This is a genomic window from Streptomyces sp. NPDC031265 (genome assembly GCF_055570295.1).
In genome coordinates, this window is the sequence record NZ_JBVIHM010000001.1 from 748,259 (window position 1) to 774,579 (window position 26,321).

The window sequence follows — 26,321 nt, forward strand, 5'->3', positions numbered from 1 at the left end:
GACCCCTGGGCGCGGCTATGCCCCTGCTCCCGGCGCAGGCCTGCGCCCCTGCACCCCCTCGCAGGCCTGCGCCCCTGCACCCCCTCGCGGGCCTGCGCCCCTGCACTCCGCTTACGGAGGCTTCGCCCCCTGCACCGCCAGAGGGGCTACGCCCCCTGCACCCCGCTCTCGGGGATGTGCCCCGGTGCCCCCGCTGGGGCTTCGCCCCCGCCCCCGCCCCCGCTTCGGGGCTGCGCCCCCGGGGTCCCGTTTGTCTGCGGGTCGTCTGTGGCTGGTCGCGCCCACGCGGCGGAGCCGCACATGTCCCAGCCCCGCGCCCCTGAAGGGACGGGGCCTGCGGCCCCTGCCCCTCTCCTCAAGCGCCGGAGGGGCTGAATGTGGCCGGGCCCCGTTCCTCGCACGCCGGAGGGGCTGAAGTGTGGCCAGGGCCCGTTCTGCCTTTAGGGGCGCGGGGAACTGCGCGCTAAGCCCAAGCCGGCCCGCACCCGACCACCGACCAGGCCTTGAGGGGGCGCGGGGAACTGCGCGGGCGACCGCAGCCGACCCGCAGACAAACACCGGGCCGAAAGGTGCGCGGGGAACTGCGCGGGCAACCACAGCCCACCCGCAGAAAAACACCGGGCCCAAAAGGGGCGCGGGGAACTGCGCGACCAGCCCCCACCGAACCCGCAGACGAACACGCACCCCGCCCCCGCGCACCCTCACGCGTGCCCGCACCCGCACGACCCGTGCCGGTCGCCATGCACCCCGGCCAGGGACCTGGCGTGCGGCGCGGGCGCCGAGGGGGCCGTGCCCTCGTGCACCACCCGGCCCCCCACCAGCGTCATCCGCACCCTCACCCCCGACACCTCAGAGATCCGCACCCGCGTCACATCACGGTCCAGCACCACCAAGTCCGCCGCCATGCCCGGCAGCAGGCGGCCGCTCACCCGGTCCATGCGCAGCTGGTGCGCCGTCCCCGCCGTGTGCATGCGCAGGGATGACGCGAGGGTCAGGCCCTCCAGCTCGGGATACAGCGCGCCCTCTCCCGCCTCCGAGCCCTCGCGGTCGACCGCCGTGCGGATCTGGTTCCAGGTCTGGAGCGGGTCCACCGGCCAGTCCGAGCCGCCCGACAGAGCCGCCCCGTGGCGCTCCAGGCTGCGCGCGGGGTACATCAGCCGGTGCCGCTCGGGACCGATGTACGGCAGCAGCGCCTCCATCGTCCAGATGTCCCGCATCGCCCACTGGAGCTGCATGCACGCGACCACCCCGAGCGGGGCGAACCGGCGGTAGTCGGTGGGGTGGACGAGCTGGAGGTGGGCCACGGTGTGCCGGTTGCCGCGGCGGCCGTTCGCCCGTACCGCCGTCTCGTACCCGTCGAGTGCCGTCCGTACCGCCCGGTCCCCGATCGCGTGCGCGTGCAGCTGCCAGTCCGCCCGGTCGAAGGCCGTCGCCAGGCGGCCGTAGTCGGCGGCTGAGACGTACAGGTCGCCTCGGTGGCCGGTAGGCCGCCCCTCCGCGTCCAGGTACGGGGCCAGCAGCGCCGCCGTCTGCGACGGGTATTCGATCACTCCGTCCAGGAACACCTTCGCCGTGCCGAACCGCAGCCCGGGCACCTGCCCGTACCGCGTCCGCAGGTCCCGTACGTAACGCAGCGCCCCCGCCGGGTCCTTCGCCAGGTCCGGGCCGATCAGGAGCGCGGGCACGATCCGCTGCGGCAGCCGGCCGGCGGCGGCGAGCGCGGCGTACGTGTCGAGCTGGTGCGTGCCCACCGACGCGTCCATGAACGTGGTGATGCCCGATGCCGCCGCCTGCGCGAGCGCCTTGGCACAGGCGTCGAGGAGCTGCGCCTGGGTGGGCGGCGGGATCACCCTCGTCAGGAGGTCCTGTGCGGTGTCCTTGAGGAGGCCGCCCGGCGTGCCGTCCGGGTCGTGCACGATCTGGCCGCCGGACGGGTCGGGGGTCGCGGCGGTGATCCCGGCGAGGTCGAGCGCGCGCTGGTTGGCCCACGCGTTGTGCCCGTCGTTGCCGATGAGCGCGATGGGGCGGCGGGTCGGGAGCGAGTCGAGCATGCGGTGGTGCGGGACGGTCCCGGCGGGGAGCAGCCCGACCGGGTTCCAGTCCTCGACCACCAGCCAGCCGTCGGGCTCGTGGGCCGTGTCGGAGGAGAGGAAACCCCGGAGTGTCTCCTGGAGTTGGGCGACCGTCAGGGTCGCTCCCTCCAGTGTGGGGTGGAGGGAGCGCTCCCCCGCGCCGAGCGGGTGGGCGTGGCCGTCGTGGATGCCGCTCATGACCGTCGCCCCGCGTGCGTCCACCACCTCGGTGTCCCGCCCGACGAACCGCCGCAGTGCCGCGTCGCTGCCGGTCGCGAGTATCCTTCCGTCCCGCCCGACCGCGACGGCCTCCTGGACGCGGGCGTGCGCCTCGCCGGTGAGGACCCGCGCGTGGTGCACCACCATCGCGGCCGAGCGCCGCTTGGAGGAAGCGGAGGAAGCGGAGGAAGCGGAGGAAGCGGCGGACGCGGTGCCGGGCGCCGTCAGGGACACGGCGGCCGCCGCGCCCAGGCCGGTCGCGAGGAGCCGGCGTCGGGAGGGTGCAGAGCTGGGGTTCACAGGGGCTCCTGGGGTGTCGAGTGTGGCTCGTCCGCCACCGCACCCTTCGCGATTAATCCCTTAACCACCAGCGCCCCGTCGCAGCCGATCTGCCCCGCGAACTCCCGCTCCGGCGACGGATTCCGTACGCTGAGCCCGTGCCCCGAGTGACCCTCACCGATGTGGCCCGCGCGGCCGAGGTGTCCGCGGCGACCGTCTCCAACGCCCTGAACGGCACCGGCCGCATGGCCGAGTCGACCCGTGCCCGCGTGCGGGCGACCGCCGCCGCGCTCGGCTACGGGGAGCCCCCGCCCCGTACCCTCGGCCTCGCCGTCACCACGTACGGCACGCTCTCCTGGGACTTCGCCGGCATCCCGTTCTACGCCCGGGCGATCAGCGCCGCCACGGCCGCCGCCCACCGGCGCGGATACGCCCTGATCGCCCTCCCGGCCGCGCCCGCCGAGACGCTGTGGCGGACCGTGCCGGTCGCCGGTGTGGTGCTCCTGGACAGCCCGGCCGACGACCCCGTCGTCCGCATCCTGCGCTCCCGGGGCCTGCCGCTGGTCTTCGACGGCCGCCCGGCCCGGCTCGGCGTACGCGAGGCGTGGGTGGACAACGACCACCGGGCCACCACGCACGAGGTCCTGGACCACCTCGCGGCGCGCGGCGCACGGCGGATCGCCCTGGTCGCGGGCCCGGGCGAGGAGCACTACACACGCAGCTGCCGGGCGGCGTACGAGGAGTGGTGCGCGGCGCGCGGCAGCGGGCCCAGGGTCGTGCCGCTGGACTTCGGCGACCGCGAAGGGCGCACCCTGGACGCCCTGCTGGGCGGGCCCGGCCGGCCGGACGCGGTGCACGGCCTCTACGACCCGTGCGGCCACCGCGTCCTGGCCTCGGCGGCGCGCTGCGGGCTGCGGGTGCCGGACGACCTGCTTGTGGTGTGCGCCAGCGAGGACCCGGCGTACGAGACGACCGCCCCGCCCGTCTCCACGGTGACGCTCGCCCCGCACCGCACGGCCAGGGCCGCGGTCGGCGCCCTGGTGGACCTCGTCGAGGGCGGGTCCGGCGGGGCGGGGCAGACGATTCCGGCGCGGCTCACGCCGAGGGAGTCGTCGCTGCCCGCCGACTGAGCCGTGGCACCCACCCGCTGTCGTCCCAGAACCGCAGCTGCCGTGCCTTGGTGGGGTGCGCCGTGCGGGGGCCGCCCGGCTCGCCCAGGATCAGGGTGCTGGGGCGGTCCGGGGAGAAGACCGGCCACGGCGGGGTGCCGGAGGCGGTCGGGGTGCCGGTGTGCGCGAACGACGCCACCAGGTCCATGAAGGCGCCGCTGACTTCGGCCTCGGCGGGGCCGTCGCCGCATGCGCCGACGTTCTCGGCGATCCCGTAGGTGCCGAAGAGGAACGGGGAGGTGTGCTCGTGTGGGGTGCCGAACCACGGCGGGCGGGCCGGGTGCGCGAACTCCATGAGGTATCCGGGCGCCGTGCCCGTACGGGCGTGCCGCTCGGCCAAGCGGACGTTCAGGTACCGGAAGAGGCCGTCGCTCCAGACGTCGGTCCACAGGGAGACCGGGTCCAGCGGCAGCCCGTCGGCCACGGCCGCCGCCCTGTACGCGTCCACGCACCCGTCCACCAGCGAGTCCGGCACCCGCGCCGCGCCCTTGAGCAGCACCCCGCGCACCGCGTCCGGCAGCGAGGCGTCGTCGGTGGGCGCCGGGGTGGGGATCGGGGAGCCGGGCCCGGTGTAGAAGGAGCCCTCGGTACGGGTGTGGATCGACAGGACCGGCAGCGCGGGGGTGGCCAGTTCGTGGTCGAAGCCGCGCATCCAGCGTCCGTCGACGACCGGGCCCCGGTACTCGCGGCCGCTGCCCACGCTCCGCCCGCCCGGGGCGCCGCTGAAGACCGCGCTCCAGGCGTCCCGGACCGCCCCGGCGGGCGCGGCGCGCAGTCCCCGTACGGTCGTGCCGAGCCGGGCCGCCACCTCCTCGTACGCCCGGCGTGCGTCCGGGACGGTCAGGGAGGTGGCAGGCTGCCAGACGTGGCAGGCGCTGATCGGGACGATCCTGCGTACCAGGCCGCGCAGTTCGGGGCGCAGGGCGAGCTGCCAGGCGGAGGCGCCGCCCGCCGAGGTGCCGCTGAGGGTGATGTTGTGCGGGTCGCCGCCGAACGCCTCGGCGTTGTCGCGTACCCAGCGCAGCAGCGCGGCCTGGTCCTGGAGGCCCCAGTTGGCGCAGTCGCCGGTCGCCTCGTCGGTCAGCTCCTCGTGGTAGCCGAAACCGAAGGGCCCCAGGCGGTAGTTGAAGGTGATCACGACGAGGTCGCCGCGGACCGCCAGGCGGGTTCCGTCGTACGTCGGCAGGCTGCCCGCGCCGACCTGCCAGCCGCCGCCGTGGATGTAGACGAGGACCGGGCGCCGCCCGTGCAGGGCGGGCGTCCAGACGTTGGCGTAGAGGCCGTCCTCGCTGCTGGCGGGGTCGATGGTCTGGAGGAACGCGGGGGCGAAACGGGTGGCGTCGCGCACCTCCCGCCAGGGCCGCGGCGGGCGAGGCGAGGCGAACCGGAGTTCGCCCAGCGGGGGTTGGGCGTAGGGCACGCCCCGGAAGGCCAGCACGCCGCCGGTGCGCGTCCCGGCCACCGGCCCGGCGGTGGTGCGGGCCACCGCCGGGCCGGAGGGCCTGTCGCCGGGCGCCGGGCGGGCGGCGGCGGCCGGTGCCGCGTACGCCACGGCGGCGGCTGCCGAGGCCGCGAGCACCGCCCGGCGCCCCATCGCGGGTCCGGGCATCTCAGCCCGCCTCGGGCACGAAGCGGATGCCGTAGCCGCGGATCCAGGCGTCCAGGTCGATGAGCCGCTCCATGACCGCGCGCCCGCTGTAGGGCCCGCCGATCGAGTACGAGCCCACGGGGCGCTCAAGGAGGCGCCGCAGGCCCTTCGGGTCGACGAGGTCCAGTACGGGGGAGTCGCCCGAGGCCAGGGCCGTGATCCGGTCGCGCAGGGAGATCTCGTACTGGACGTCCTGGGTGGAGGGGTACGGGCTCTTCTTGCGCTCCACGATCGAGCGCGGCAGCACGTCCTGGGTGGCGGCGCGCAGCAGGCTCTTCTCGCGGCCGTCGAACGTCTTCATCGCCCAGGGGGTGTTGAAGACGTACTCGACGAGGCGGTGGTCGCAGAACGGGACGCGGACCTCCAGGCCCACCGCCATGCTGATCCGGTCCTTGCGGTCGAGCAGGAAGTTGACGAAGCGCGTGAGGTGCAGATGGCTGATCTCGCGCATCCGCGCTTCCTGCGGGCTCTCGCCGGGCAGGGCGGGAACGTCGCCGATGGCCTCCTTGTAGCGCTGGTCGATGTAGGCGCCGAGGTCGAGCCGGTCCCACAGGCCCGTGGTGCGCAGCGCGTCCTGGCCGCCGGCCCGCCGGTAGGGCAGGTGCCAGGGGAAGGTGGCCGAGGAGACCGCCTCCGGGTCGTGGAAGTGGCTGTAGCCGCCGAAGAGTTCGTCGGCCGACTCGCCGGACAGGGCGACCGTGGAGCGGGCCCGTACCGCCTGGAAGAGCAGGTAGAGCGAGTACTCCATGTCACCGGTGACGGTGGGCAGGTCGAGCGCGCGCAGCACCGCGCCGCGCACCTCGGGTGTGAGCAGCTGCGCGTTGTCGAGGACGATGTCCTCGTGGTCCGTGCCGATGTGGGCGACGGCCTCCTTCACGAACGGCGCGTCCGGCGCCTCCCACACCGCGTTGGCCTCGAACCGCTCGGCGTGGCCGGTGAAGTCGACGGAGAAGGTGCGGATGCGGCCGCTGCCCTCCTCGGCGAGTGCCCGGGCGGCGAGCGCGGTGACCGCGCTGGAGTCGAGGCCCCCGGAGAGCAGCGAGCACAGCGGCACGTCGGAGACGAGCTGGCGCCGCACGGTGTCGTCGAGGATCTCGCGGACCGTGCCGACGGTGGTGTCCAGGTCGTCGGTGTGCGGGTGCGACTCCAGCTGCCAGTACCGCGTCTTGCGCAGCCCGCGCCGCGAGAGGCGGACCATGCTGCCGGGCCGCACCTCGTACATCCCGCGGAACACGGCGTGTTCGGGGGTCATCGTCAGGCCGAACACCTCGCGCAGGCCCTCGGCGTCGACGACCGGCTCGGCCAGCGGATGGGCGAGGATCGCCTTCGGCTCGGAGCCGAAGAGCACCCCGTCGTCGGTGGGGTAGTACAGGAGCGGCTTGACGCCCATCCGGTCGCGCACCAGGAGCAGTTCCTCGGTACGGGTGTCCCACAGGGCGAACGCGAACATGCCGTTGAGCCGCTCGACGAAGGAGTCACCCCACTCCAGATACGCCTGGAGCACCACCTCGGTGTCGCTGGAGGTACGGAACCGATGGCCCCGGGCACCCAACTCGGCCCGCAACTCACGGTAGTTGTAGACCTCGCCGCTGTAGGTGACGACCGCCTCGGGGGCGGCGCCGAACCCGGCGCTCATCGGCTGCCTGCCGCCCTCGATGTCGATGACCGCGAGGCGCCGGTGGCCGAGCGCGACGTGCCGGCCGGTCCACACCCCGCCCGCGTCGGGTCCGCGGCAGACCATGGTGGCGGTCATGGCCCGGGCGTTTTCCTCGTGCCGCGTGACGTCGTGGCCGTAACCGACCCAGCCCGCTATACCGCACATGTCTCAGACCCCCTCTCGTCAGGCGTAGGTGTAGTACCGGCGGTGGTCGACGACCTCGGCGACGGTCTTCGTGTGCCACGGGAACAGCGGGGTGCTCGGATCGGCGACCTCGGGGGTCGGCTCCTGCGGCAGGTAGTGCGGCACGTCCGGGTGGAGCGTCTGCCAGTCGGCCCAGATCTTGTCGATGAAGCAGTGGTGCAGGAAGAAGACCGGGTCGTTGGGGGAGGAGATGTACATCATGTGGCCGCCCACCCACTGGTGCCCGGCGCCGTGCAGCTTCCCGGCCGGGGGCTCCCAGGCGAAGTTGGTGTAGCCCTCCAGGTGGTTGCGGAAGCTGTTGTACGGCGGCTGGCTGCCGGAGGTGTAGTTCCACGGCGGGCAGTCGTAGACCGGCAGGTCCATGGTCTGCTGGAGCTGCTCGGGCGAGGGCAGCGAGGGCATCTTCTGGGCGATGCGGCGGATCAGGAACTTGCGGTCGTCCACGGTGTAGTGGCCGTTGAGCGCGGGGTTCTCATCGCCCTCGGGCTGCACGTTGACCTTGAGCTGCCAGCCGTTGGGGTAGGCGAACGGGCCCGTCATCACCATGCCGTCGGATGCCCGCCCGTCGCCGCCCATGAAGTCGTCGGCCCACAGGGGCGACTGGGGCGACTGGTCCTTGGTCCAGTCCCAGTACGGCAGGGTCACCGTCGGGTCGACCCGGCGCAGCTCCTTCTCGAACTCCATCAGGTACTGCCGGTGCCAGGGGAAGAACCCCGGGTTGATGTGGCCGACCCGCTTGCCGGTGTCCTTGTCGAGGTAGTCCTGGGAGTTGACGTCGACGTGGAGCTTGACGAACCGGTCGTAGATCCCGCGCCGCTTGATCTCCACGACGGCCTTGATGAACCGCCGCCGCTCGCTGCGCGACATGTCCAGGTGGTTCCTGCGGACGTGCGTCATGGTCCTGTTCCTCAATCTCGCGGGATCACATGGAGTGGTGGGAGGCGTCACCGAGCGGTACGAGGTTGGCGCCGTGCAGCTCGTCGACGGCGGCGCGGGCGGCGTGCAGCGGCGTCTTGGCGACCTCGTAGTGGCACAGGGCGCTCAGATAGGCGCCCTCACCGAGCTTCATCAGGTGCAGCGGCTTGCCGTCTATGGAGACGGCGTGGTCCGCGCCGGTCCGGGTGACCTGGATGGTGCGGCCCTTGTAGGTCTCGGTGTGGTCGTCGCTGTCGGCGGCGGCGACGGTGGCGTGGTCGGAGCCGTTGCGGGTGCCGTAGACGGCGACCCCGGCGGCTCCGGAGAGCCCGGTGGCGACGGTGGCGGCGACAGCGCCCCGCTTGATCACATCGCGGCGGTTGAGCATGGGAGTCCTTTCTGCGGTGGGGGTGGGCGTGGCGCCCGTGGTGCGGGACGAGCGCCACGCCCGAGTCATGCCGTACTGGGCGCCCTACAGGGGCGCGGGGCTGTGACAGGTGCGGCTCCGCCGCGTGGGCGCGACCGGCCCAAGGCGGTCCGCAGCCGAACGGCGACGCCGCACCCGGCTACTTCTCCAGGCAGAACTCATCGATCGGGTAACCCACATGCCGGTCCTCGCTCGGCAGGAACCCCAGCACCTTGTCCCCCGGCTTCAGCTCCGTGCTGTTCAACACCACACCCCCGGGTCCCAGGACCCGCACGTGCCAGTCGTCCTGGAGGATCAGATTCACCTGCTGCCCGTTCGGCGCCACCGCGTCGATCGAGATCAGCGGCCGGGACTCGATCTTGACCCGCCCGACGGTGACGATCCGGGTCTGGCCCTTGATGTCGACCGCGAGGACCTTGCTGCCCGCCTTGAGCTCGCTGAGGTAGTTGGTCCGCTCGTCCTTGGAGAGGGTGTACGAGTGGATCGCGCCCGCGTTGACGCGGAACGGCCGGGTCGGCATGTAGGGCAGCGGGTGCGTCTCGCTGACGCACAGGATCATGCCCTTGGAGTGCGAGCCGACCAGGATGCCCTCGTCCTCGCGGAAGTAGGTGCAGGTGTCGACGCAGGCGCGCTCGCCCATGCCGATGTGCTCGGTCTGCCGTACCTCCAGCTCGACGAGGTTGAGGTTGGGCACGTCGGCGGTGGCGGCGGCCTTGAGGTGGGCCGCGTCGCCGACGGCCTCGGGCGCCATCATCACGCCGTCCGAGCCGTGCTCCAGGACGCCGAAGATGATCTCGGCCTCCTCCACGTCCTGGGCGACGGTGATCATGCTGCCGGTGGCCCGGGCGGCCGCCGCGATCACGATCTCCAGCGGGATCTTGGTGGGGTCGCGGAAGAGCAGCACGCTCCACTTCTCGGTGCGCGCGGACTCGCAGGCGTCCTCCAGGGTGGGCGCGTCGATGATCTCCACGAAGCGTCCGAACTCGATCTCCGGGTGCTTGACGGCCAGTTCGGCCGGGGTGATGCCGTGCGCCGCCGGGTCCACGATGACCACCGACGCGTCCCCGAACCCGTCCGGGAGCGGCTTGCCCTGCGGGAAGAGGACCTTGGTGATCGTCGGCGGCAGGTCGGCCAGGTCGGCGGGGTCGTCCGCGACGATGCCTTCGAGCCGGTAGTGCAGGGCCTCCTGGAGGATGGCCTCCTTGGCCTCGCCGAGCGAACGGGCGTCGAGCCAGCTGAGCTTCATGGGGAGAACTCCTCTTAAGAGACGGTGGTCAGCGGAACGGCGAGAGCCTCGGGGGCCGCGCTGTGCGCGGGCAGGTCGTGCGGTACGGGGTGGATCAGCCGGGCGACCTTGGCGGCCATGGCCCCGGGGTCCGGCGCGAGGAAGACGTTGCGGCCCATCGCCACGCCGCTGGCGCCGCCGCGCAGCGCCTCGTCGACGTAGGCGAGCACCCGGGTCTCGTCGGGCTCCCGGGGGCCGCCGACGACGATGAGGGGGACCGGGGACGCGGAGGTGATGTCGCGCATCTCGGCGATGGACTCGGCGCAGACGGTCTTGACGATGTCGGCGCCCAGATCGGCGGCGAGCGAGGCCGCGTGGGCGATCAGCGCCGGGTCGCGCGGGTTGGTGATCTTCGGGCCGCGCGGGTACATCATGGCGAGCAGCGGCACGTTCCACCGGTCGCAGGCGTCCGCCACGGCGGCCATGTCCGCGACCTGCTGCCGCTCCTGCGTGGAGCCGAGGTTGACGTGCACGCTGACCGCGTCCGCGCCGAGCCGCAGGCACTCCTCGACGCTGGCGACCAGGTACTTGTCGTTGGGGTCGGGGGCGTGCACGGTGCTGGCGCTCAGATGCACGATCAGCGAGGTGCGGGCGAACCGGGCGGAGTCGACGTACCGCAGGCTGCCCTTGTGCAGGACCACCGCGTCCACGCCGTTGTCCGCCAGCTGCCCGACCAGGTGGTCGAGACGGTTGCCGCCGGTCAGCGGGCCGTCGGTGACCGAATGGTCCAGCGGGACGACCAGCAGCCGGTCGCCGCCGTGGCGATGGATCCGCCGCAGCCGCAGCTGCCGTGCGAAGGAATGGTGCAACATCATCGGAACCTCCTCTGTCGGATCAGGCGGGCACGGGCGCGGTGAACCCCGTCCCGGCGTTGCGTGCGGCAAGACCGAACTCGTCGTGCAGGACCCGGGCGGCCCGGACCGCGTCGTCGTCCGGGACGGTCACCGAGATCCGCATCTGCGAAGTGGAGACGGAACTGGGCGCGATCGCCTCGGACTTGAGGCAGCGCAGCAGCCGGGCGGTGCTGTCCGGGCGGCTGAGCAGCCCCGTACCGACCAGGGAGAGCTTGGTGATCCCCCCGTCGGACTCCATGCGCCGGCCCGGTGGCCCGGGGCGCCGGGCCAGGAAGTCCCGCAGCGGCTGTACGTCGTCGGTGTGCAGGGTGATGCCGATGTTCACGCCCGTGCTCTCGTCGGAGAGCGCCGCCATGTCGACGGAGAGGGACTCACGGGCGAGGAAGGCGAAGACGTCGGTCGCCGCGTCCGCGTCGCCCGCGCCGAAGCGCAGGGTCACCCGGGCAACGTCCGCGTCGAGGACCACTCCGGTGACGGTCGTCGGTGATTCGAGCATGTCGGCTTTCGTCTCCTCCCTGGCGGCGATCACGGTCCCGGGACCGGGCCGTGCGGAGTGCTTGACGTGGATGTCGACCTTCCGCAGCGCCGCCAGCTCCACGGCCCGGGCGTGCATGACCCTGGCGCCGGCGAACGACATCTCGGCCATCACGTCGACGTCGACCACCGGCAGGACCGAGGCGGCGGGCAGCACCCGGGGGTCGGCGGTGTACACGCCGTCGACGTCGGTGTAGATCTCGCAGTGCGCGGCGCCGAGTTCGGCGGCCACGGCCACCGCCGTGGTGTCCGACCCGCCGCGCCCCAGTGTGATCACGTCGCGCCGCGCGGTGAGCCCCTGGAACCCGGCGACCACCGCGACCGCGCCCTGGGCGAGCACCTCGCCGATGGCCTCGGTGTCCACGGCGACGATCACGCCCCGGCCGTGCGCGCCGGTCGCCAGGATGCCGGTCTGGGCGCCGACCAGGGACACCGCCCGCACCCCGGTGCGGTGCAGGGCCATGGCGAGCAGCGCGGCGGACGCGCTCTCGCCGGTCGCGAGCAGCTGGTCGGTCTCCCGGCCCGCCGGGGGCGCTCCGACGGACTCCGTCAGCCGGAGCAGCCGGTCGGTGGTGTTCCCCCGGGCCGAGACCACGACGACCACGTCGCGGCCGGTGCGGCGGGCGGCCGCGACCCGCTGCGCCACGGCACGGACCTGCTTGAGCGTGGCGAGCGAGCTCCCGCCGTACTTGTGCACCACGGGCCCGCGCCGGTCGGGGCGTTCGGCGTGCGAGGGGTCACCTCCGCCGTTCGAGAGAGCCATGAAGCAGTCCTTTCCTACGGCTTCGGCGAGGCCGTTTCCCGGATCCCCGTGCCCTTCCCGTCCGGCCCCACCGGCGGTGACGCTCCCCGAGATGCGTATCGGCCAGGTTTCACGCGGATATCGCGGACCGGCGCGCGGCGATACCGGATGCGAAATGCCCCGTGCCGACGGCACGGGGCATCGCGGAAATCGCTGGTGGGGACTGCGCCCACCGGATTTCGTCAGAGTTTCAACGTTGCCTGGAGGCGGAGATTCGCCTGCTGCAAACTCGTCAGCCGGGTGCGCATGGCCAGCGTGTGATCGGTCCAGGACGTCTTCACGGCCCGGTGTGCGGGCTGGCGGATCAGCGAGGCGACCGGGGCCGCGCCAGGCTGCGCGGGGACCGGCCGGCTGGGCGTTTCCAGCGACGGGTCCTCGGCCAGGATGGCCTGCTCCAGGGTGCGCAGCGATTCACCGGGGTCGATGCCCAGCTCCGCCGTGAGGAGCGTACGGGTCTCGCGGAACTGCCGCAGCGCGTCCGCCTGCCGCCCCGAGCGGTACAGCGCGAGCATCAGCTGGCCGCACATCTGCTCGCGGTACGGGTTCTCGGCGACCTGCCGGTACAGCTCCCCGACCACCTTGCGGTGCCGCCCCATCTGGAGCTCCAGGTCGACGCACTCCTCCAGCACGGAGAGCTGCTCCTCGCGCAGCATCGTGGCGGCCTGGCGCAGCACCCTGCTCTCCAGGCCCGCGGCCACCGGGCCCTTCCACTGCGCCAGGGCCGAGCGGAACAGGTCCACCGCCTGCTCGGGCTGCTTGTCGTGGGCCGCCCGGCGCCCGAGGGCGGCCAGGTGCTCGAAGCGGGCCAGGTCGAGCGCGGTGCTGGGCAGCCGGATGCGGTACCCGGCGGGGTGCGTCTCGATGAGGTCGCCCACGCCCGCGCCGACGAACTGGCGGCGGATCGCGGACACACAGATCCGCACCTGCCCCTTGGCCGAGGCGGGCGGGGTGTCCTCCCAGATGGCCTCCAGGAGCCGTTCGACCGGTACGACGTGTTCGGCTTCCAGTAGGAGCGTGGCGAGCAGTGCCTGCTGCCTAAATCCGCCCAGGCGGACCTTCTGGCCCGCGCATTCCACTTCAAGTGGGCCGAGTATCCGGAAAGTGAATGCTTGGTTTCCCGCTGACTGCATTGGCTGAGCCCTCCCCAAGTCGGCGTTCTAGCAAGACTTTTCGGCCTCCGGCGGCCTTTTTCGGCCGCCGGACGCAATTCCGGCCCGGCCGATGCGGCGGCCGGGCGGAACGTCTTCGGCAAGGATTTCAGATGGCCCGTGGAGTACGCGTCGAGCAGCCCGTCTACCGTGCCGGAGCGGCGGCGGGCGCGGCCGTCGCGGGGGCGGCCGCCGGGCGGTTGATCCGCAGGGAGAGCGCGAGGACGCCCAGCGCCACCACCCCTACGGTCAGCGCGGCGTAGCCGACGCCCGAGGCGCCGTCGGCGGAGTACCCGGCGGCCCCGGCCACGCCGCCGGTGCTGATGCCGATGTAGATCGTGCTCTGGTGCAGGCCGAGCAGGAGCGGAGCGGACTGCGGCGCGGTCGCCACAAGGCGCATCTGCTGCGGCACGTTGATCATCCAGTGGCACACGCCCCAGGCGATCGCCATCGCGATGCCCGCGGCCAGCGACTTGGAGAGCAGCGGCGTGAGCGTGGCGGCGGTGACCAGGAGCGGGGCGGCGACCGTGATGGTCCGCACCGGCCCGATCCGGTCGGTGAGGCGCCCGGTGAGGAGGTTGCCCGACACCGCCCCGATGCCGAAGCAGAGCAGGATCAGCGAGGTGCGGCCCGCGTCGCCGCCGGTCGCCTTGTCCATCACCTCGTCGATGTAGTTGTAGACGGTCCAACTGGTGCTCAGGCAGAGCCAGGTGGCGATGAGCGTGACCAGTACGCGCGGCTGCCCCAGCGGTGCGAGCCGGGCCCGCAGGGTCGTCGCCGCCTGCCCCTTGAGCTGCGGGACGGTCGCCGCGATACCGGCGGTCGCCACCGCGGTCAGCCCCACCACCAGCCACAGGGCCGCGCGCCAGCCCGCCTGGTCGCCCAGCCAGGCGCCGAGCGGCAGGCCCAGCACGATGGCCGCGGTCAGCCCGCCCACCACCAGCGCCGCCGCCCGCCCGGCCCGCTCGGGCGGCACCATCGCCCGCGCCACGGCGAGGGAGTTGGCGGTGTACATGGAGGCGCCGGCACCGGCCACGACCCGCCCGACCATGGCCCAGGAGTAGTCCCCGGCCACGGCGGTGAGCGCGTTGCCGACCGCGAAGACGCCCAGGGCGCCGAGCAGCAGCTGGCGGGGCGGCCGGTGCCCGGTGGCCGCCGCGAGCAGCGGTCCGCCGATCGCGTACGCGAGCGCGAAGGCGGTGATCAGCCAGCCCGCGGTGGTGCGGGAGACGCCGAAGTCGTCGGCCATGGGGTCGAGGATGGGCGCGATGATGAACGTGTCGACGCCCATCGCGAAGTTGCCGAGGGCGAGGACGAGTAGCCGTAGACGCACGGTGACTCCTTGGGGATGTGCGGGGAAGGGTCGGGGGACGGTCTGTCGGGGGTGCGGTCACCCGTCGGGCAGGAGCTTGATCCCGGCGCCCAGGCCCAGGCCGAGCCGCTCGATGAGTTCCATGCACAGCAGCGCCATCTGCTCCAGGACGTGCGCGTTGCGCAGATCGCCCGCGTCGAGGCCGCGCAGCCCCGCCCGGTCGATGAGCTCGATGACCGGGATCTTGGCGCTGTAGTCGTCGCCCGCCACGAACACGTCGAGATGGGCGCCGTCGACCCGGCCGGCGAAGAGGGCGGCCGCGCAGGCGGTGTTGAACGCCTTGACGACGGAGGACTGCGGGGCGGCCCGGGCGATCAGCTCGGTCATGCTGGGGCCGGTCCGGCCGAGCGCCGCGTTCCCGGCCCCCTCCACCGGGTTGGTGGTGTCGATGAGGATCTTCCCGGCGAGCGCCGAGCGGTGGTGGACGACGAAGGCGAGGGTCTCCTCGGTGCCCATGGCGAGTGTGATGAGCTCGGCCTCCAGGACGCTGTCGACGTCGTGGGCCTCGACGCTGCCCCGGGTTCCCGCGCCCGCGGCGGCCGCCGCCCGTACCGCGCGCTCCGGGGAGCGGTCCGCGAGCCGTACGGTCTCGCCCGCGAGCGCGAACTGCCGTGCGGCGGCCCGGCCCATGGGCCCCGCGCCGATCACCCCGACACTCACGCCGACACCCCGCTCGGGAGTACCGCGGGGGCGATGTTGTGGTTGACGCGGAACATGTTCCCGGGGTCGTACCGCGCCTTGAGCGCGGCGAGGCGTGCGTACGCGTCCGGGGTGAAGGCGGCGCGTACGTGTTCCTCTCCGGCCGAGGAGTCCAGGAAGTTGAGGTACTTGCCGCCGGTCGCCCAGGGCGCCAGCCGGTCGAGCAGCAGGTCGTCCGCCCCCTGACCGGACGGGCGCGGCCCGGGGGCGACGGTGAGCAGGCAGTAGCGCGCGTCCCGGTTGCCCACCGCGTTCTCGTGCCGCACCGGCCGGCGCAGCGCCCCGCCGAGGTGGCGCAGCTCCACAAGCCCGAGCGAGCAGCCGGAGCCCGGCCCGGCCAGCGCGAGGAGCCGCCCGGCCGCCGCCCGGTCCAGCTCGCCGAGCATCATGGTGCGTTCGTGGTACGTGTACGGCTCGGTCGGATCGCCGTGGATCGAGGCGACCTCCGTGTACGGCATCTCCCGTACGGTGTCGAGCACCCGCTCCCCCAACTCCCGCAGTGGCATGACCAGTTGGGCTCCCTCTGTCGCGGCGCCGGTGAACGCGATCCGCACCTGGGTGACGAAGCGGCCGCGGATCTCGGCGGGCAGCACCGGGTCGTCGGGGAAGCGGACCAGGGCGAGCGAGGAGCTCATCTCCCGCGGCACCAGCGCCGTCCACTCCAGCCAGGCGCGCAGTACGGCCGGGGCCATCGCCCCGTCGAAGGTGAGCGCCCCGCCGTACACACGGCGCACCGGCATCAGGCCGATCTCCATCGAGGTGACGATTCCGAAGTTGCCCTTGCCGCCGCACAGCCCCCAGAACAGCTCCGGCTCGCGCTCCTCGTCGACCTGGCGCAGAACGCCGTCCGCGGTCACCACGTCGAGGCCGCGGATGTGGTCGGCCGCGTACCCGAAGGTGCGGGCCAGCACCGCGAGTCCGCCGCCGAGCGCGTACGAGACGGCGCCGACCAGCGGCGACGAGCCGTTGAGCGGGGCGAGCCCGTAGGCCGCGCCTTCGTGGACGACCTGCTCCCAGAGCACCCCGGCGGCCATGCGCGCGGTGGACCGGTCCGGCGCGATCCGCAGCCCGGTCATCCGGCGCGTGGAGACGAGCACCGCGCCGTCGGCGGCCCTGGCCGCGCCGTGGCCGGTCGCCTGGACCGCGACCGGCAGCCCGTGCCCGGCGGCGAACCGGACCGCCGCCGCCACGTCCGCCGCCCCGGTCGCGCCCACCACCAGTGCGGGGCGGTGTTCCAGAAGGGTGTTGAAGCCCGCGCCCTCCTCGGCGTAACCGTCCTGCCCGGGAAGGAGAACGGGCCCCCGCACGGCGGCGGCGAGCCCGGCGACCTGGTCGGCGTGGAAGTGCGGGGGGTGCTGGACGGCGGATCGCACGGTGGGTGCCTCCTCATTCGGCGCGGGGCGGGGTGACGCGGCTGTTCCATCGTCGGCCGGGGGGCGGGCGCGGCGACATCCCGAGATCAAGGTGTTGGCACGGCGCCACCCCCCTCAACTGAGGGGGGTGTGCGCCGGCGTTGGGTGGGGGACGATGGCGGGGTGGAGGCACACCCGAAGACAGTCGCCGTCGCTTCCCCGCCGCGCACCGGGAGGCGGGGCGAGCTGAGCGGCTTTGTGGAAGACCGCCGCGGTACCTCGCCCCTTCAGGGGCGCGGGGCTGTGACACGTGCGGCTCCGCCGCGATGGGGGGTCCCCCCTGTTCGAGCGAAGCCGGGAACGTGGGGGAGCGTCCAGCCACAGACAGCCCGCAGCCGACGAACGCCATTCCCAGCGCAGTGCCAAGGAGTACCGGCCCCGTGACCGTGCCCAGGAACGCGAGCACCACCCACGCCATCGACACGCTCCTCACGGCCATCGGCGCGGCCCCCGACGCCCTCGCCCTGTTCGCCACCGCCTCCGAGCAGCTGCGCCGCCTCATCGCGTACGACGCCTCGGTGTGGCGGGCCACCGACCCGGTGACGGGCATGATGACCTCGCCGATCCGGGTGGAGAACCTCACCGAGGAGGGCTGCTCGGTCTACTGGGAGTCCGAGCTGCTCTCGGAGAACATCAACCTGTTCCGCGATCTGGCCCGCGCCCCGCTGCCGGTGGCGGGGCTGCGCGAGGCCACCGGCGGGCTGCCCGGCCGCAGCGCGCTCTACCGCGACTTCCTGGCGCCGCGCGGCCTCGACGACGAACTGCGCGCCGTGCTGCGCGTGGGCGGCCACCCGTGGGGCCAGGTCAGCCTGTTCCGCGCGCAGGGGGCGCCGGCGTTCGGCGCGGACGACACCCTGGTGGTCAAGGAGCTGTCGGCGGCGATGGGCCGACGCCTGCGCGGGTTCACCGAGCCGTCCGCCGAGCCGACCCCGAGCCACGGCCCCGGCCCCGGTCTGCTGCTCTTCGACGCGTCGGGCCGTCTCCTTTCGGTCAACGACGAGGCCCGCGAACTCCTGGACGACATCGTCCCCGGCCCCGCGACGCCGACCCCGCTGGGAGTGTCCGTCCCGGCCTGGATGCACAGTACGGCGAGCAAGGCCCGTGCCATCGCGGCCGGTTGGGACAAGGGGGTCGCCCGGGTGCGGGTGCGCAGCAAGGGCGGCCGCTGGCTGGCCTGCCACGCCTCCTGCCTGCGCGGCGCGGACGGCGAGCTGGGCGCTTCGGCGGTGGTGATCGAGCGTGCGTCGATCTCGGAGGTCGCCCCGCTGATGGTGAAGGCGTACGAACTGACCGACCGCGAACTGGAGATAACGCAGCACATCGCCCGCGGTCTGGGCACCGCGGAGATGGCCGGGAAACTGTTCCTCTCACCGCACACCGTCCGGGACCATGTGAAGGCGATCTTCGAGAAGGTCCGGGTGTCCAGCCGCGGCGAACTGGTGGCCAAGCTGTTCACCGAGCACTACGCGCCGCTGGGGGAGGAGTCGGAGCAGCGGGTGTGGGGGTGAGGGGCGGAGGCCTGGGGCGCTCCCGCGCACGGGCCGGGCGACCGCGCCTTGCCGACTGACCGGGCACCAACTGATCGGGCACCGACTGACCGGGCACCAACTGATCGGGCAGCCACCGACCGCGCACCAAATGCCGGATCCCGCTGGATCTCCATGTCTCCCCCTTCCGCCTCCACACAATGCGCACATATGTTGGGCGCGGAACGCTGATGCCGACGCGTCCGGGGTCCGGGTCCGGGGGAGGCTTGTTGTGGCGAAGAGGACGACGGCTGCGGCGGCGCACTGGGGGCCGGGCGGCGAAGGGGGCGACCCGGGCGCACTGAAGATCCTCGAACTGCTCGCCGCGCAAGCGTCATTGGACGACATCGACGAGGTACTGGTGCGCGCGCACGACCGGGGCGCGACGGCGGACGAACTGGCGGTCATCCACCGGGCGGGCCGCCTGGGCCGTACGGTGCACGGCTTCCTGGACCGCCGCCGCAGACGCGAGGCGGACCTGGCGGCCCTCCTGGACACGGCCCGCGAACTGGCCTCGTCGTGCGACGTGGACGGCCTGGTGAAGACGGTGGCCCACCGTACGAGGGCGCTGCTGCAGGTGGACATGGCGTTCGTGGCGTTACTGACGACGGGTACGGGCGACTCGGTGATACGAGCCTCGGCAGGAGCCACGACATCCCTGCACATAGGCCTGCAACTGCCGGGCGGGCACGGCGTGGGCGCGGTGGTGCGGGCGACGGGCGCCCCGTTCTGGACGTCGGACTACCAGTCCGAGACCCGTATGGACCACGATCCGGCCCTGGACGCGGCGATCGCCCGCGAGGGGATCCGCTCGGTACTGGCCCTGCCGCTGCACCACGCGAGCGGCACGGTCGGCGTGCTGTACGCGGCCCACCGCGACGTGCGCCACTTCGAGCCCGACGAGGCCGCCCTCCTCGGCTCGCTGGCGGACCTGGCGGCGGCCGCGATCGACAAGGCCCAGTGGCTGGAGCTCTACAACGCCGAGGTGGCCAAGCTGGAGGAGCACAGCGCGCTGGCGATGGAGACGATCGAGACGGAGCGCTGGCTGGAGGCGGTACGCGACCACATCATCGGCTTCGCCCTCTCCGGCCAGGGCGTGGCGGGCCTGGCGGCGGAGGTGGGCGTACTCCTCGACGCGGAGATCCTGATTCGCGATCACCGGGGCCGGGCCTTGGCGGGCCGCGAGGACACCTGGCCCCCACTCCCCCCACCGTCCCCGTCCCCCCGCACCCCCATGCTCCTGGACGCCGGCACCTGGCAAGCGGCGATCTGGGCCGGCACGACCTGGCTGGGCCACATCCTGGCCCGCCCCCGCACCACCCTCATCCCCGAGGGCGAACGGATGCTGGCCTATGCGGCGCAGGCGGTGGCGCTGGCTGTGGGGGTGGGGAGGGGGGCGGCGGGGGTCGGGGGCTTCGACAGCCACTGCGCGTGAGGCCGGGGCGGGGCCGGGGCCGGGCGGCGCCCGCGTGCTGCTCAGGATTCGGTCAGCGCGCTGCGGGCGCGGGCGATGAGTCGGTGGGCCTCGGAGCCGTACACCGCTGAGTCCCGCAAGGTGTCCCACACGGTCATGTACAGACCGATGGCGTCGGCGTCGTCAAGCCACAGCTCCGCGTGCCAGTCCTCGGTGATGGCAAGGCTGCGCAGACCGACCAGGGGGCGCGGCATCACCGAGGCGTACGGGCAACTGGAGACCGACAGCTCGTCGCTCAACCTCGCACGGCAGTACGCCCACGCACGGCGGCTGGCCCGCTGCTGCCTCGACCAGGTGCGGCTGCTGCGCGAGCTCGATGCGTCGGCCGGGGAACCTCAGTCCCGCTGAGACCGCTGTCCGCGCTGGGGCTCCTGCGCGGCCCGGGGGCAACCGGCGAAGGTGGCCCCGCGAAAGGGCGATCAGCGCTTCGGCGGCTTGACCCATCCCTTTTTGACCAGCTGGTCGCAGTGCCACTTGCCGTACGCCCGGCTCAAGCCGTGCTGAGCCGTGGCCTTGATGCAGTCCGCGTAGGGGAACGGAGGTCCCTGAACAGGGGGGGCGGGGGCGGCCTGGGCGGTCGCCGCCGCCACACCGAGCCCGCCGGCAGCCACCGCCAGGGCAAGCGCCATGCTCATTCGACGCACAAAGTTCTCCTCTTCTCGCGCCGAAGCAGAGTGCTCCGGAGATCCACGCCGTCTTGCCACAGCTCAACCGCCGAACAAGATCAGCCCTTGCTCAACGAGCGAGGCCGTCAGCAGGAAACCGCCCATCCGCTGGGATTCTCCGGCCGTGGCCGCGGTCGAGCGGCTTCGTGAGCGGGGTATTCACGGTTACTGCGTTACCGCGTTACTGCCATGGCTACAACAAACAGCGCGCCCGCCCCACTGGGGCGAACGCGCTGGTCAGACACTGTGCCCCCGGCAGGATTCGAACCTGCGGCACCCGCTTCAGGAGTTTTCCTTGGGCGGGCCTGTGACCTGCGGAAACCCCGACCTCGGGATGTCTGGCCTGGGAAAACACCCCTCCACCGTTCTCGCGTGTTCACGGGGTTTCCCGGCCTCATGCGTGCTGAATCCGTGCCGCCGGCTCGAAGTGGACGCCCTTGACGTCGACCTCCTCGCCATCGACGAGGAGCACGCCGTTCTCCTTTTTTGTCGTACTATGCGACGTGCCACACATGTGTGTCACGGGCTGACCTGCGATGCGGCATATCGGTCAGTGGTGGCTGCTGTCGGTCAGGAGTCGCGGTGGAAGGCGCCCTCGGATGATGAGACTCGTTGCCCAGGATGACAAGCGGGTCGTTGCCGTGACCGAGGCGCTCGCCCCGTATGCGTGGCGGACGCTCACGCCCGAGGCCGTCTGCCGCCGCGCGCTGGCCGCCGTCGACCCCCATCGGATCGATGGGGCAGACCGGGTCGCCCGCCAGGACGAGCGGATCGCGGTGCTGAGCGACTTCCTGGCCGGCTGCCCGTGGCGGTCCCTGACCGGGGCCGGACTGAGCCGACGGCTGGTGTCCGTGCTGGACGCCTGGCGCCAGGAGAGCCAGTGGCTGGAGATCCAGTTGCACTGGCCCCGGGACGGCGTCTGACGGGCTTCGGACCTCGGGCCTGCGCTTCTACTGGCGGGCCATGTGCATCCGGATCTCGCTCTCGGGGTCGGTGATCAACTCGCCCGACAGGTCGACGGTCACCGTGTACAGAGTGCCGTTGAACCGGAAGGGCGGCCTGTAGTCGGCCGTGACGGCTGAGCCCGGGTTGGCGCCGCAGGTCATGCCGCCGGGGTTGAACATGAGCGGCGTGGTGACCGGGATCTGGGTCTCGCCGATCAGGCGGCGGTCGAGGTAGAGCTGGGCGCGGCCCGGCATGCCCTTGCCGTGGGCGAAGTCCGGCTCCCCGGTGGGTTCGAATTCGAAGCGCAGCTCGTGGCGGCCTTCGGGCACGTCCTCGGTCGAGGAGACGCTGTACAGGGCGCGCCGGAGGTAGTTGTGGGCGTAGTGCAGCCTGCGGCCCTTCATGTAGAAGGTCCAGCCCCCGACGTTGCTGCCCTGGCAGAGGAGCACGCCTTCGGCGCCGTCGGCGGGGATCTCGACGTCAGCGGTGACGCTGAACGGGCGGTTGAGCACCCGGGGCACGACCGCCATGGGCAGGGTCTGCGTGCCGGGCCGGAAGAGGTACCCGGTCCGCGGTGCGGAGGTCTGCGGCCGCTCCACCAGGCCCCGCTGCACGCCGCTGCTGTCGATGGGCAGGACGTTGTACTTCCCGGCCTGCACGTACCACATCGAGATCATCTCGATGAGCTTGCCGCGGTTGTCGGCCGCGCGGTCCTGGGTCTCGGCGAAGTCCTCGGCGACGTGGTAGAGCTCCCAGTGGTGGGCGTCCAGCTCTCCCAGTTCCTGTGCCGTGATGGGGGTTCCGAAGGGCCTGTCCGCCTCGGCGAACGAAGGACCCGGCCAGGGACACACCGCACGCCAGCCGTCGTGGTCGATGGCGCGGTGACCGAGCATCTCGAAGTACTGCGTGCGGTGCGCTGTCGGCGCGGTCGCGTCGTCGAAGGTGTGGGCGAAGCTGACGCCGTGGAGGGGCGACTGGGGCACGCCCTTGAGGGTGGCCGGGGGCTCGATGCCGAGTACGTCGAGCACTGTGGGCACCATGTCGATGATGTGGGCGTACTGGCCGCGTATCTCGCCACGGGCCTTGATGCCCCGGGGCCAGTGGACGACGAACGGGTCGCTTGCGCCGCCACGGTAGGTTTCGCGCTTCCACCGTCTGAAGGGGGTGTTGCCGGCCCAGGTCCAGCCCCACGGGTAGTGGTTGAACGTGTCCGGTCCACCGAGCTCGTCGATCGACCTGAGGCTTTCCTCGATCGGCTCGGAAGCGTTGTTGAAGAACTGTCCCTCGTTCGTGGTCCCGGTGACGCCGCCCTCGGCGCTGGCCCCGTTGTCGGAGACGAGCATGACGAGGGTGTTGTCGAGCTCGCCGGTGTCCTTCAGGAACTGCAGGAGCCGCCCGATGTGGTGGTCGGTGTGGCTGAGGAACCCGGCGTACACCTCCATCATCCGCGTGGCGAGGCGTCGGGAGTCGGGGGACAGGGAGTCCCACTCCGGGACGTCGGGGTCGTGGCGGGACAGCCGCGCGTCCGCGGGTACGACCCCCAGTTGCTTCTGGCGGTCGAAGGTGGCCTTGCGGTAGGCGTCCCAGCCCTCGTCGAACTTCCCCCGGTAGCGGTCCGCCCACTCCTTGGGCACGTGGTGCGGCGCGTGCGTGGCTCCGGTGCAGAAGTTCAGGAAGAACGGCTTGTCCGGGGCGACCTGTTTGGCGTCGGCGATGAAGGAGATGGCCTTGTCCACCAGATCCGGGGTGAGGTGGTAGCCCTCCTCCGGTGTGGCGGGCGGTTCCACCTGGTGGTTGTCGTAGACCAGGTCCGGGTACCACTGGCTGGTGTCGCCTCCGAGGAAGCCGTAGAACCGGTCGAAGCCCCGGCCGAGCGGCCAGCGGTTGTAGGGACCGGCGGCGGACTCGTCCTCCGCGGGCATCAGGTGCCACTTTCCGATCATGTAGGTGTTGTAGCCCTGTTCCACCAGCATCTCGGAGATGAAGCCGTTCTCGAAGGGGATCCGGCCGTGGTATCCCGGATAGCCCGTGGCGAATTCGGTGACACACGCCATCGCGTTGGAGTGGTGGTTCCGCCCGGTGATGATGCACGAACGCGACGGCGAGCACAGCGCCGTCGTATGCATGTTGTTGTACAGCAGTCCGTTCGCGGCGAGCCCGTCCATGTGGGGGGTTTCGATCGGGCTGCCGTAACAGCCGAGTTGCCCGAATCCGGTGTCGTCGAGCGCGATGAACAGGACGTTCGGCGTGCCCGGGACAGCCCGCATCGGCTGTGGCCAAGCGGGCGTCGATTCCTCTGCCGTGCGGCCGATCACTCCGGGAAACGCGGCCCCATGCTTGTACTCGTTCGTCGCCATGTGCCTGACCACCTCCGACCGTTGCAGTCGTACGACGCCGACGACTGGAACGGTCGTACGAGGTCGACGACTGGAACGCTGTGTCGCTGACTGCGGAGAAAAATGTCCGATGTGCCGCCGGGTGTCTGTTGCGGCCGGTCATCGCAAGGAGCCGGTGCATCCAACGGTCACGGGTCGTGTGGGGATACGGCGGTGCAGACCGAGCGGAGGCCGAGCGGCTGGGCCCGAGGCAGGTATTGCCGGGTCTGCCCGTGGGGAGTGGTGTCAGAGGCCGCTCCGCTTCCCATGCTAGCCAGTGAGCAGTGAGCGGGCCATTTGGCGGTATTTCCATCGCAGTTGCCGGCCTCCTGGAAGACCTCGTCCACGTGGCGCCGGCTCACCGCCACCGATCCGCCGCGCAGCCGGCAAGGCCGAAGGGTCATGCCCCACCAACCGCGCTCCGCAGACCTTGGCCTTCTCGAACGCGTCCCCTGTCCGGCGCCGAACTTCTGTGCCTGCCGACGTCGGCGCCCATGAGTCCTCCGTCGCCCGCCGTTGCCCTACGGTGCCGCGGACGAGTGCCCGGCTTCTCCGTCCTCGAGTACGCCCTCGCGCAGATGCGGTCTCCGTTCGGCGGCCTTCCTGTGCCATGCGCCGTACCGCCTCGCGAGGACCACAGCCGACATGCCGTGCAGGAGGATGCTGAGGGCGACGGTGACCGCGATCACCCGGCCGAGGAGCTGAACGCCCGGGACATGTTCCTCCACCAGGAGAAGCCCGAAGACGACGGAGGCGAGTCCCCGCGGTCCGAACCACCCGATGTAGGCGACCGTGGGAAGTGCCAGGCGGCTTCCGGCCAGGGCGAGCGCGACGGGCAGCATCCGGATCACCGTGAGGCTCAGTACGGCATAGGTGATGATCCGCCAGTCGAGGTCTTCCAGCGTCGGCCCGAGCAGGACGGCGCCGAAGACCAGGAAGCTCAAGGAGGCGAGAAGTTCGGCGAGATGCTCAGCGAGGTCGGTGGTGGTGCCGCCGGTGGCCGACGCGTCCGCCGGTGCGCTGCGCCGCAGGGAGACGCCGAAGGCGAAGCCGGCCACCCAGGCTGCGATGAAACCACTCCCCTCGGTGACGACGGCCAGGGTGTACGCGCCTGCGGCCACGGCCAGGACGTACGTCTGCCGCCAGCCGCGACTGGTCCAGTTCCTCTTCCGGGACCAGCGCAACAGCCATCCGCCGAGCCCTCCCACGGCCAGGCCCCATGCGGTACTGAGCACGAGCGCGCGCCAGAAGACTCCGGCGGCTCCTTCCTCCGAGGCCATGGTTCCGGGCAGGGCCGCGAGGAAGAGCACGAAGAAGGGCAGCGCCATACCGTCGTTGAGACCGGATTCCACATTCAGGCCGCCGCGCACCAGTGGGGGGACACGCGGATCGGAGACCGCGGTCTTGCCGAGAGCGGCATCGGTCGGCGCGAGAACGGCCCCGAGCAGGGCCAGTTCCCACACCGTCAGGCCCGGCAGCAGTGGCCAGGCCAGGAGCCAGCCCGCCCCGATCGTCAGCGGCAGACCGATCCCCAGCAGGCGGCCGGGAAGGAATCCACCGAGACGGAGATCGCGTCGGCGTACGGACATCGCGTCGGTGAACAGGACCAGCGTCAGAGCGGCTTCGACCAGGGTGAGTACGGGACCCGCGTCGTGCTCCATGCTGAGCAGGTCGAGCCCGATCGGGCCGATGGCCACCCCGACGCCGGTGAAGATCATCGGCGCTGACAGGACGGTTGTGGCCAGCCGTCGGGAGAAGAGGGCGTACCCCGCCGTCACGGCGGCCACGGCCACCTCCGTCCACGCGCTCTCACTCACTGAGCCCACGCCGCCGCGTCGTAGTGGAGGCAGCCGTCGTAGTGGAGGCAGCCAAGGTCCTGGTTACCAGTGCTGCCGTCGGGACGCCGCAACCATGCGCGGCGAGACGGTAGCGGCGGCAGTGGGGGGACCGCGCAGGCAGGACCACCGTGGAACCCAGCTGCACGCCGAGCGAGCGCACTCGGCCCGAACCGTCAACATCGAACATGAACCCTCGCCCCCACATCGATCACCCCATCACGAAGTAACGTGCGGCCCTCGTGGTCGGGCGCCTGCACCTCGGCATCCTGCACGGGAGCGGTTCTGCCAGGGACCCGACCTGCGAGCCGACCGGCGAAATCGTCCGATGGGCCGCTCGCAGCCCCCGATCAGGTATGGAGGACCTTCTCCTTGGCCCGGCGGAACTCCTCTTCGGAGATGTCGCCGCGCGCCCGGATCTCCGAGAGCTTGGCGAGCTGGGCCACCTCGCTGGCCGGTCCGGTTGCGCCGACGGTCTCGCGGATGTAGCGCTCCGTCTCCTCCAACTTGGCCCGGGCGTGCTCCTGTTCACGCCTGCCCATGTCCTTGCCGCGGGCGACGACGTAGACGAAGACGCCGAGGAAGGGGAGGACGATCGTGAAGACCAGCCATCCCGTCTTGGTCCATCCGCTCATGGTGTCGTCGCGGAAGATGTCGACGACGACGCGGAACAGAAGGAAGACCCACATGACCCACAGGAAGATCCACATGACCGTCCAGAAGGCCCCGAGGACCGGGTAGTCGTAGGCCAGGTTCACATTGCTGCCCATTGCTTCTCCTCTGTGGTGTCATCCGTGCCGAGGTC

General features: G+C 72.0%; 21 protein-coding genes. 4 read left to right on the top strand and 17 right to left on the bottom strand.

Features of this window, described 5'->3' with window-relative positions; translation table 11 throughout:
• Nucleotides 1-701: 701 nt before the first annotated feature.
• Nucleotides 702-2,591, bottom strand: coding sequence for an amidohydrolase (locus tag ACZ499_RS03545; RefSeq protein ID WP_468671793.1), 1,890 nt, complete (start codon nucleotides 2,589-2,591; stop codon nucleotides 702-704).
• Between the two features lie 137 nt (nucleotides 2,592-2,728).
• Between ACZ499_RS03545 and ACZ499_RS03550 the strand changes: the two genes are divergently transcribed.
• Nucleotides 2,729-3,700 carry a LacI family DNA-binding transcriptional regulator gene (locus ACZ499_RS03550; protein ID WP_468671797.1) on the top strand — a complete coding sequence of 324 codons (972 nt, stop codon included), beginning with the start codon at nucleotides 2,729-2,731 and terminating at the stop codon, nucleotides 3,698-3,700.
• Here ACZ499_RS03550 and ACZ499_RS03555 read toward each other — a convergent pair.
• The 11 genes from ACZ499_RS03555 to ACZ499_RS03605 form a co-directional block, all read right to left on the bottom strand.
• Nucleotides 3,666-5,348, bottom strand: a complete 1,683-nt coding sequence (locus ACZ499_RS03555; RefSeq protein WP_468671799.1) for a carboxylesterase/lipase family protein — start codon at nucleotides 5,346-5,348, stop codon at nucleotides 3,666-3,668. The two genes, ACZ499_RS03550 and ACZ499_RS03555, sit on opposite strands and share 35 nt — an antisense overlap.
• Nucleotide 5,349: 1 nt before the next feature.
• Nucleotides 5,350-7,209 carry an asparagine synthase (glutamine-hydrolyzing) gene (gene asnB / locus ACZ499_RS03560; protein WP_468671801.1) on the bottom strand — a complete coding sequence of 620 codons (1,860 nt, stop codon included), beginning with the start codon at nucleotides 7,207-7,209 and terminating at the stop codon, nucleotides 5,350-5,352.
• A gap of 18 nt (nucleotides 7,210-7,227) precedes the next feature.
• Nucleotides 7,228-8,145 (bottom strand): tyrosinase family protein, encoded by a 918-nt coding sequence (locus tag ACZ499_RS03565; RefSeq protein ID WP_468671803.1) that lies wholly within the window; start codon nucleotides 8,143-8,145, stop codon nucleotides 7,228-7,230.
• Between the two features lie 25 nt (nucleotides 8,146-8,170).
• Nucleotides 8,171-8,551 carry a tyrosinase family oxidase copper chaperone gene (locus tag ACZ499_RS03570; RefSeq protein WP_468671805.1) on the bottom strand — a complete coding sequence of 127 codons (381 nt, stop codon included), beginning with the start codon at nucleotides 8,549-8,551 and terminating at the stop codon, nucleotides 8,171-8,173.
• A gap of 178 nt (nucleotides 8,552-8,729) precedes the next feature.
• Nucleotides 8,730-9,836, bottom strand: coding sequence for a 3-amino-4-hydroxybenzoic acid synthase (gene griH / locus ACZ499_RS03575; protein ID WP_468671807.1), 1,107 nt, complete (start codon nucleotides 9,834-9,836; stop codon nucleotides 8,730-8,732).
• A gap of 14 nt (nucleotides 9,837-9,850) precedes the next feature.
• Entirely contained in the window at nucleotides 9,851-10,690 is an 840-nt protein-coding gene (locus ACZ499_RS03580) for a 2-amino-3,7-dideoxy-D-threo-hept-6-ulosonate synthase (RefSeq protein WP_371653256.1), read from the bottom strand.
• A 19-nt stretch (nucleotides 10,691-10,709) separates the two neighbouring features.
• Complete coding sequence (locus tag ACZ499_RS03585; RefSeq protein ID WP_468671810.1) at nucleotides 10,710-12,026, bottom strand: aspartate kinase; 1,317 nt, start codon at nucleotides 12,024-12,026, stop codon at nucleotides 10,710-10,712.
• Nucleotides 12,027-12,247: 221 nt separating this feature from the next.
• The gene (locus ACZ499_RS03590; RefSeq protein ID WP_468671812.1) at nucleotides 12,248-13,141 is read right to left on the bottom strand and encodes a BTAD domain-containing putative transcriptional regulator; all 894 of its coding nucleotides are present in this window, start codon (nucleotides 13,139-13,141) and stop codon (nucleotides 12,248-12,250) included.
• A gap of 217 nt (nucleotides 13,142-13,358) precedes the next feature.
• On the bottom strand, nucleotides 13,359-14,546 hold the full coding sequence (locus ACZ499_RS03595) for an MFS transporter (RefSeq protein WP_468409766.1): 1,188 nt from the start codon (nucleotides 14,544-14,546) through the stop codon (nucleotides 13,359-13,361).
• Between the two features lie 57 nt (nucleotides 14,547-14,603).
• A complete protein-coding gene (locus tag ACZ499_RS03600; RefSeq protein WP_468671814.1) occupies nucleotides 14,604-15,245 on the bottom strand; it encodes an NADPH-dependent F420 reductase in 642 nt (213 codons plus the stop codon).
• Entirely contained in the window at nucleotides 15,242-16,657 is a 1,416-nt protein-coding gene (locus tag ACZ499_RS03605; protein WP_468671816.1) for an FAD-binding oxidoreductase, read from the bottom strand. Before ACZ499_RS03605 ends, ACZ499_RS03600 begins: the two co-directional genes overlap by 4 nt.
• 419 nt (nucleotides 16,658-17,076) lie before the next feature.
• Between ACZ499_RS03605 and ACZ499_RS03610 the strand changes: the two genes are divergently transcribed.
• Entirely contained in the window at nucleotides 17,077-18,204 is a 1,128-nt protein-coding gene (locus ACZ499_RS03610) for a LuxR C-terminal-related transcriptional regulator (RefSeq protein ID WP_468671818.1), read from the top strand.
• A gap of 250 nt (nucleotides 18,205-18,454) precedes the next feature.
• Nucleotides 18,455-19,657 (top strand): GAF domain-containing protein, encoded by a 1,203-nt coding sequence (locus ACZ499_RS03615; protein ID WP_468671820.1) that lies wholly within the window; start codon nucleotides 18,455-18,457, stop codon nucleotides 19,655-19,657.
• A gap of 41 nt (nucleotides 19,658-19,698) precedes the next feature.
• On the opposite strand, the gene ACZ499_RS03620 is transcribed toward ACZ499_RS03615, so the two are convergent.
• Both ACZ499_RS03620 and ACZ499_RS03625 read right to left on the bottom strand, forming a co-directional pair.
• The gene (locus ACZ499_RS03620; RefSeq protein ID WP_468671822.1) at nucleotides 19,699-19,935 is read right to left on the bottom strand and encodes a hypothetical protein; all 237 of its coding nucleotides are present in this window, start codon (nucleotides 19,933-19,935) and stop codon (nucleotides 19,699-19,701) included.
• A gap of 180 nt (nucleotides 19,936-20,115) precedes the next feature.
• Nucleotides 20,116-20,340, bottom strand: a complete 225-nt coding sequence (locus ACZ499_RS03625) for a hypothetical protein (protein ID WP_468671824.1) — start codon at nucleotides 20,338-20,340, stop codon at nucleotides 20,116-20,118.
• 620 nt (nucleotides 20,341-20,960) lie between these two features.
• On the opposite strand from ACZ499_RS03625, the gene ACZ499_RS03630 reads away from it, so the two are divergent.
• Nucleotides 20,961-21,284: a hypothetical protein gene (locus ACZ499_RS03630; RefSeq protein WP_468671828.1), complete on the top strand. Its 324-nt coding sequence runs from the start codon at nucleotides 20,961-20,963 to the stop codon at nucleotides 21,282-21,284.
• A gap of 27 nt (nucleotides 21,285-21,311) precedes the next feature.
• On the opposite strand, the gene ACZ499_RS03635 is transcribed toward ACZ499_RS03630, so the two are convergent.
• The 3 genes from ACZ499_RS03635 to ACZ499_RS03645 form a co-directional block, all read right to left on the bottom strand.
• The gene (locus ACZ499_RS03635) at nucleotides 21,312-23,573 is read right to left on the bottom strand and encodes an arylsulfatase (protein ID WP_468671830.1); all 2,262 of its coding nucleotides are present in this window, start codon (nucleotides 23,571-23,573) and stop codon (nucleotides 21,312-21,314) included.
• Between the two features lie 629 nt (nucleotides 23,574-24,202).
• Nucleotides 24,203-25,498, bottom strand: coding sequence for a cation:proton antiporter (locus tag ACZ499_RS03640; RefSeq protein WP_468671832.1), 1,296 nt, complete (start codon nucleotides 25,496-25,498; stop codon nucleotides 24,203-24,205).
• Between the two features lie 368 nt (nucleotides 25,499-25,866).
• On the bottom strand, nucleotides 25,867-26,286 hold the full coding sequence (locus ACZ499_RS03645) for an SHOCT domain-containing protein (protein WP_468671834.1): 420 nt from the start codon (nucleotides 26,284-26,286) through the stop codon (nucleotides 25,867-25,869).
• Between the last annotated feature and the right edge of the window lie 35 nt (nucleotides 26,287-26,321).